This window comes from Leeuwenhoekiella marinoflava DSM 3653, from assembly GCF_900129005.1.
Lineage (GTDB): Bacteria > Bacteroidota > Bacteroidia > Flavobacteriales > Flavobacteriaceae > Leeuwenhoekiella > Leeuwenhoekiella marinoflava.
On sequence record NZ_FQUN01000009.1, the window covers coordinates 245969 to 253271 of the forward strand.

The following is a 7303-nucleotide window of genomic DNA, read 5'->3' on the forward strand; positions in this document are numbered from 1 at the left end:
CGAATTCGGTGTCAGTAAATTTTAAGGGTCGTTTTAAGCCCTATAAAACCTCAAAAGATAAGAATTTGGATAGTTCCTCTTTCTCCGCTGATAAAGATGTCAAATGACACTTTAAAAGTCAAAACCCTTTAAACTCAGTGTTTAAAGGGTTTTTTTATTTTAGACCTGTATCAATATACACTTTAAAGGTCAAAGTACAGTTACCCTTATGGTTACCCTACAAAATCATCTTATTATAGGGTAACTAAATTTTCAGGGAATCACAGGGAATCCCTAGCTATACCTAGCGTTTACTAATAATTTCGTCGAAAAATAAATTAGTAAAACTATGATTAGAACTTATTTCTACCTGAAAACTGACAAGCAAAATAATAATGGTGAATCGGCTATTTATGCCAAAATCAAGTTACATGGAAAAACCTCAACCCTAAGTACTGGAAAGTATATTGAAAAGGACCGATGGGAATCTACTAACAAGCTAAAAAACACCCTACGTATTACTAGCGAAAAAAACTGTTTAACGACTTTAAAGCTGATAGAATCTAAGGTGGAATCAATTTATCTGAAACTGGTTAAAGCTAATGAAAATGTCACCCTAAACGATATAAAGAACCAACTTAAAGGTAAACCGGATAAATCTAATCACAGAGATATTCTGAAGCTATTTCAAGAACACAATGACTATTTCAAGAGAAAGTATGAAGCTGGCGAACGTACAAAAGCATCTTTGCAGAAGTATAATCGAGCAAAAGACTTAATATCTAATTTTCTACATGAGAAATATCGAAAAAAAGACTTAGACATCACGGAGATAGATAATGCATTCATTTATGAACTAGAGCATTTTCTGAAGTACGAATCCAGATTTAAAGGTAAAGTAGGCATTAATCATAATTCGGTAGTGAAATACTTTCAATGCTATAAAACCATGTGCCGCTATGGGATAAAAAGAAATCTTATAGAGAAAAATCCGTTTTTAGTCTATGATGAAAAACTAGTGATTAAGGATGCTGTATTCCTCACACAAGATGAGCTTCAACGCATAGAAAATAAAGTATTTAGTTCGGAACGATTGAACCGTGTTAAAGACATATTCCTATTTTCTTGTTATACCAGTTACGCACCCGTTGACGTGAAAAACTTAACCAGAAAAAACCTTATTAAAGATAATGAAGGTACATTATGGATTAAGACAAACAGGGCTAAAACCTCTATAAAATCCAATGTGCCAGTATTACCACCAGTACAACGTATTATAGAAAAATATCAAAATCTAGAAGATGATAAACTACTACCCGCCATTAGCAACCAGAAGATAAATGAGTACCTAAAGGAAATTGCTGTTTTGTGTAGTATAGAAAAGAAGCTCACGCATTATGTAGCTCGACATACATTTGCTACAACGGTAACACTAGGTAACGGTATTTCAATTGAAAATGTATCATCTATGATGGGGCATTCTAAAATAACTATGACACAACACTATGCAAAGGTTCTGGATAGTAGCGTAAAAAAAGATATGAATAAGCTACGTTTGAAACTCGCATAGTTTTTTATCTTTATTGACTAAATCCTTTTTACAATATGAAGCATATTATTGACCTAAATTCTGAAATTGAAAAGATAGTAAATCCAGTTGTTGAGTATCACAACAAGTATGAGAACATTTCCTTTTTCGGCAATTGGGTAAATGATATGCCAGATAATTTTTTCAGCAGTTGGGAGGAAAAAATTAAAGATAAGATTGACAAAGTTGCTGATATTGATAATCCAATTAAAATTCAAGTAACAAAAGTCATTCATCAGGACGTATTGGAAAAGTATAAAGAGCAACTTGAATTAAATTTTAATGATTTAGAATTTCTTAAAACCCTACAACATTTTTATTACAGAGATAAAGAACTCGATGCTCCAAAGTATAAACCAATGGAGTTTCGCTATTATCCAAATTCGACATTTGGTGACTCCATACAGAAATTAGCTCAAATTAATGGTATTGATGATTTTCATTATTATGATGCGGACAATAGTCCAGATGGGTATAGGGATGAATTGGAAGATATGATACTTGATAAATATGGACTGATAGAAGCAAATTCAAAAATTCAAGATGAAAAAATCAACCAACTGTACGCCTATTTGTTTTTGTCGGATTGTTTAGAGTCAACAAGACAAATGCTTAAACGTATAGCAGAATACCTTGATAGTTTTGTAGGCTTTATTAAGAAGGCTGAAAACTTTGAACTAGATAAATACTCTTTTGAAGAAATATCGGATAAAGACCCAACTAACTTAAAGTTGGAGTTTAAAATTCAAAAACTGGATGTAGCTTTCTTCTATAGAGCTCTCTTTGAAGGTGGAATTTTAGATGTAGATAGCCAGAATCAAATAAATAAAGATACCAACCTGAGAAAGTACATAGACAATGCAAACATCTATTTTCTTAATGAGAAGGGAGACTCTGTAAAAATTAAAGATATATCCAAAGAATTTTCTAGAATAAAGAAAAAGGAAGATGAAGTTTATAAATATAGTAGACAAGAAATTGACCTGTTAGACCTCATCATAAAGAAATTTTCAAATAGAAGAGAAAAAATACTTCAAGAAATGTAAATAGCAACGTTAACCTTTGAGGGAATCAAAGGGAATCCCTCGCTATTGCTCTAGTAACAGGGGATATTTGTATCATAATAATTTTAAAACCATTAGTTATGATGCAAAGTGAATCACAGATTTCAATTATTCCATTTAAAGAGCTTAAAAAGCTTTTGTTACCACTACACGACAAGTTATCCCAACTTGAAGCTAAACTGGATAAAACACACGTAAATCCGCCTAAAAAATACTATCGCAACAGAGATTTGAAGTTGCTCTTTGGGATATCTCAAAATACAATCATTAAATACAGAAACGAGGGGCATATTCCGTTTACTACCATTGGTGATTTATATCTATATCCAGTCAAAGAAATAGATAAGATTTTGTCGAAAAATCTAATTGGATAGTATGTCACTAAAAATTTATTTGCCACAAAAATTACTAGAAAGGTTACTTGATAGATTAGACGATATAAAGCCAAGCAAAAATTCAATCCAATCATTAGATGATGAGTTAATCCCATTGAATTACAAGCTAGAAAAATTTTACTTATTGCTTGCAATACTATCTGACCCGAAAGGAAATGGATTTAAAGAAGTAAATCTTAATGGTTTCAATTTTGTACCTCTATCCTCCAAACATTTAATTAAGATAATTGGAAATGACTATAAGAGTTATTTAAATTATTTAATAAATCAAGGATTTGTATTAAGTAAATCAGATTATTCATTAAATAAATGTAGATATTTTCATTTGTACAATTCTTACTTAACTTATAAAAGTAGTAGGTTATTCTATTGTTATATAAATAAGGTTGAAGAGAGTATTAAAACCCCTGTAAACATTAGGATTATAGAGAGTTCAGAAAAAGGGGAAGAAGAGAATTGTATTGAGATTGCTTTTGGTAAGAATTCGAGCTTATTCAAAATAAAGAAAAGGAAATATGACCTTCAAACTGAAAGAAAGAAAAAGCTGCCGAAATATATCAAAATCGACATGTGGAATCACTTTAAATCAAAAATGGTTCTTGACTTTGACAAAGCAGAAGAATATTGTTACGAATATAAACGAAAATATACTCAGAAATTAGAGCAAAAATATAGTGACGGCAAGATTGATAAGGATACTCTCCTTAGAGCTAAGGCGATACTCCAAAATAAATACCTCAACAGAATATCAACTGTAAATAATTTGCGAAACCCCAAAAAGGACAAATCTTGGCTTTTCAGCAGGAAAGGTATAAACAGAAGGTTAAATACGAACTTGACCATGATGGCAAGCGACCTAAGACAGTTTATAATTGGTTATGAAGACATGTCCTATTTAGACCTCTCTAACTCACAACCTGTACTTTTTAATGTAACTCTTCAAGAACTAAAAGAAAAAGCATCAGACAGGCTTAAAATTGAAATTGATAAGTATTTTGAGATTACAATTAATGGTGGATGGTATGAAAAGTTAAGTGAAGTTTTTGAATGTGATAGAGAGACTGCTAAAAAGAATTGGATGCTCATAGCTTATTCAAAGAATAAGGATTGCCGAAAGCTGAAAAACAAGTTTAAAAAAAGCTTTCCTGAAATCTTTAAAGTGATTGAGAATAAGAAAAGAAGAGATTACAAACAGTTTTCTATTGGATTACAAAAAATTGAAAGCAATATCTTTATTGATGTAATCTGTAAACGATTAGTTGAAAATGGTGTATTACCACTATCAATTCATGATGGCGTTTTAGTTGATAAAAAGCAAACAGAACCTACATACCAAATCATGACAGATTCTTTATCTGAATATATTGGGGCTATTCCAGTTATCGATATTAATGGTGTCAAACGATATCCAACAATTGCAGGTTATAAAAATTAAATCTGAAAATATTTTTTTAATTGATTTATCACATAGATAATGAATACTAAAATGACCGATAGTGATATCATCAAACCCATTTTCAACCTTTTGCAGGTCGAGTTTACCCGTACATAGAATTCTATAAAAATTTTATTTGGAACTCTAAGAACGTGCAATAAGGCGTTTACAATCCTTGTATGTAAGAAAGGTTATGCGAGTTGAGGTTCTAAATCAGTCTAGACTTTTACGCTTGGGTTCAAAATGTTCTAAGATGCTGTTATGGATTCGCCAGATATTATTCTGTTTCGATAATAACGAGGATTGACCCATGTATTTCTTTTTAAGAGTAGCTAATCTGTAACGTAATGTACGTTCTGAAATCTGGCAATATTCCATAACCTCAACACCTGTATAGTAAGTTTTGTATTTCTTCATAGTAATTGGTTTTACTATAAATATGCAGGTGTACCTAGAAAATATACACATTAACCAAAATAAATGTAAATACATCATTTAATGATATATAAATTATATTTTTAGTGAACTATAAAATGATACCTGATGAATAGGATTAAACTTGTTTTAAAAGAAAAAGGAATCAAACAAACTTGGTTAGCTGAAAAGCTTCAAAAAAGCTATAATATGGTTAATAGTTACGTAACCAACAGAAGACAACCAAGTCTTGAAGTACTGTATCAAATCGCAGAGCTACTTGATGTAAGTGTTAAAGATTTACTTACTGATAATCATCAAACAAACAGTTAATAGCAGGTATACATCTGATAGAGGAACAGTTTGAAACAAGTGCAAATGAATTATGGTTTATGAGTAAGATAATAAGAGAAGAATATATTACTGGAGAGAAAGGTGTTGCAGAATTCAATACTTTTTGTGTCAATCATAGTCCTTTCTTAATATTTAGAGAAGAAGCTAAACACGACTTTGGTATCGATGGCGAAATAGAGTTGACACGTAAAACTGATAACGGAAAAACAGAAGCTACTGCCAAAATTCTAAAAATTCAGTTGAAGTCTACAGTGACAGGTAGCTATATTAACAATGAAACAAATGACTCATTTGAATTTATTGCTAAGACTAATGACATTGAGTATTGGAACAAGCACGATTTACCTGTTGTAATTGTGGTGTTCTTTGTAAAAACTAATGAATTGTATGCTAAGATTGTGGATAAAAATTTAATTCTCAAAGGAAATAAAAAATCACATAAAATAGTATTCGATAAGCTAAAGAATAGATTAATGACTAAAGCTTCTAATATTGAAGAAGTTTTAGAGCAAAAATTTGTTCCTAGAATCAATAAAGAATTTGGTGAAAGGCTTTTCTCAAACTTAATGAGGATTAGCCTTCCTAAATATATTTACCAGTATGAATGTAAGTTCAAACAAGTAAAAAAGATATTTAATATAATAAATGAGGATAAATCAAGATTTCCTCATTTTGTATTGATTTCAGAAAAGCTGCATTCTTTTTCCGATTTTAAAGATATCTCAGATGACCTTTACTATCAAATTTTTAAAGAAGGGAAACCAACAAAAACTCTTGTTTCAGAGTATTCGGTCAATCAAAATAATAGAAGGAATCTTGTGAGGTTAACCAATTCTTATTTAAAAAATTTCTTCTACCACCAGAGGGTTATTTATAACAAAGATTTCAATAGATACTACTTTGACAAGCTAAATGATGAACCTGTTGAAACGAATGTAAAAGAAAATAGTAGAGCAGAAATTTATAGGAAAGTTAATTATAAAGGAAGAACAAACAATACCACAAGGAGTTTAGTAACTAAATATACTTATTATGAAGAATCCTTTTTCTTTAAACATTTAGGATTTCAAACTCACTTTAATTGGCTCGATAATGTTTTATATCTGACTTTAGAGCCCAAATATTACTATTCAATTGATGGTATTAAACCTTTGGATAATCCCAAAAGAATTACAAGATTGACTAACCAACTTAAGAGTACAGAAAGAAACCAACAATTTTTAAATCATTTATTTTTTTATAGAAACTACTTTGGGAAAAATCAATGGATTTTAAGGGACTTTGAAACAAAAATTGAAATATCAAGAAAAGTGTTTTTTGATGTTGATTTTGGAATATCAAGAAAAAGTAATGTCAAAGTTATAGCAATCAATAATGAGGACATTCAACTAAATCTAGACCTATAGTATGGAAGCATTTTTATTACAAGAACCTCTGATAGAGTTTGCCGAAGATTTTTTATGCGAAGACCCAAAAAAAGGTATCGAGACAACTGGGTTTTATTCCTTGTCAAATAATTCTCATAAGTCACAAATCCAGTATTCTGTTATTGGCTCAAAAAAAGAGATACAGCTTTACCAAGAATGGATGTTAAATTTTAACCATCCTATTGAGTCTACATCAAGTTATAAGCTCAAATTAAATTCTCAAGTAGATTCTGATACAGGTGAAGTTTCTACATTGTTTGATGATGAAGATTTTCACGAAGATATGTATGAGGATTACTCTGATGAAGCAATTAATAAAAAGGTACATCCAGACTTTCCTGGTTTTACATCTGATAGCTGTTTCAAATGTGAATTTTTAAACAATGATGAGGACAATTATGCCATTAATTCAAGGGATTTCAACAATATTCTAAAATCAGACAAACCAACACTGGATAAGTTCGATGAAATTGTCGAACTATACGTCGACGCATATAGACAATTAGTCGAGGAAGTTGCGTTTGGGAGACCAGATATAATTGTAATTGTTATTAGTGGATAAGCCGGTCAAAGTGAACCACGTTCGCCGGATGAAAGTGAGCATAGCAAACTAAGTACTGGAAGTCGATTCCTTTGTGGTTAAATTT

At 30.7% G+C, this 7303-nt stretch carries 8 protein-coding genes; 7 read left to right on the plus strand and 1 reads right to left on the minus strand.

The features are described from left to right. Positions 1-328 precede the first annotated feature (328 nt). The 4 genes from BUB91_RS09685 to BUB91_RS09700 all read left to right on the plus strand — a co-directional run bounded on the left by BUB91_RS09685 (position 329) and on the right by BUB91_RS09700 (position 4461). Entirely contained in the window at positions 329-1549 is a 1221-nt protein-coding gene (locus BUB91_RS09685; RefSeq protein WP_073099034.1) for a site-specific integrase, read from the plus strand. A gap of 35 nt (positions 1550-1584) precedes the next feature. Further along, entirely contained in the window at positions 1585-2613 is a 1029-nt protein-coding gene (locus BUB91_RS09690; RefSeq protein ID WP_073099035.1) for a hypothetical protein, read from the plus strand. A 98-nt stretch (positions 2614-2711) separates the two neighbouring features. Then, complete coding sequence (locus BUB91_RS09695; protein WP_073099036.1) at positions 2712-3005, plus strand: helix-turn-helix domain-containing protein; 294 nt, start codon at positions 2712-2714, stop codon at positions 3003-3005. Position 3006: 1 nt separating this feature from the next. Beyond that, on the plus strand, positions 3007-4461 hold the full coding sequence (locus BUB91_RS09700; RefSeq protein WP_073099037.1) for a hypothetical protein: 1455 nt from the start codon (positions 3007-3009) through the stop codon (positions 4459-4461). A 213-nt stretch (positions 4462-4674) separates the two neighbouring features. Here BUB91_RS09700 and BUB91_RS09705 read toward each other — a convergent pair whose 3' ends face one another. After that, a complete protein-coding gene (locus BUB91_RS09705; RefSeq protein WP_073099038.1) occupies positions 4675-4878 on the minus strand; it encodes a hypothetical protein in 204 nt (67 codons plus the stop codon). A gap of 126 nt (positions 4879-5004) precedes the next feature. Here BUB91_RS09705 and BUB91_RS09710 point away from each other — a divergent pair, with 126 nt between their 5' ends. The 3 genes from BUB91_RS09710 to BUB91_RS09720 are packed head-to-tail and all read left to right on the plus strand — an operon-like array spanning position 5005 to position 7218. Then, the gene (locus BUB91_RS09710) at positions 5005-5208 is read left to right on the plus strand and encodes a helix-turn-helix transcriptional regulator (RefSeq protein ID WP_073099039.1); all 204 of its coding nucleotides are present in this window, start codon (positions 5005-5007) and stop codon (positions 5206-5208) included. A gap of 59 nt (positions 5209-5267) precedes the next feature. Then, a complete protein-coding gene (locus BUB91_RS09715; protein ID WP_073099040.1) occupies positions 5268-6635 on the plus strand; it encodes a DUF4365 domain-containing protein in 1368 nt (455 codons plus the stop codon). Between the two features lies 1 nt (position 6636). Beyond that, on the plus strand, positions 6637-7218 hold the full coding sequence (locus BUB91_RS09720; RefSeq protein WP_073099041.1) for a hypothetical protein: 582 nt from the start codon (positions 6637-6639) through the stop codon (positions 7216-7218). Positions 7219-7303 lie beyond the last annotated feature (85 nt).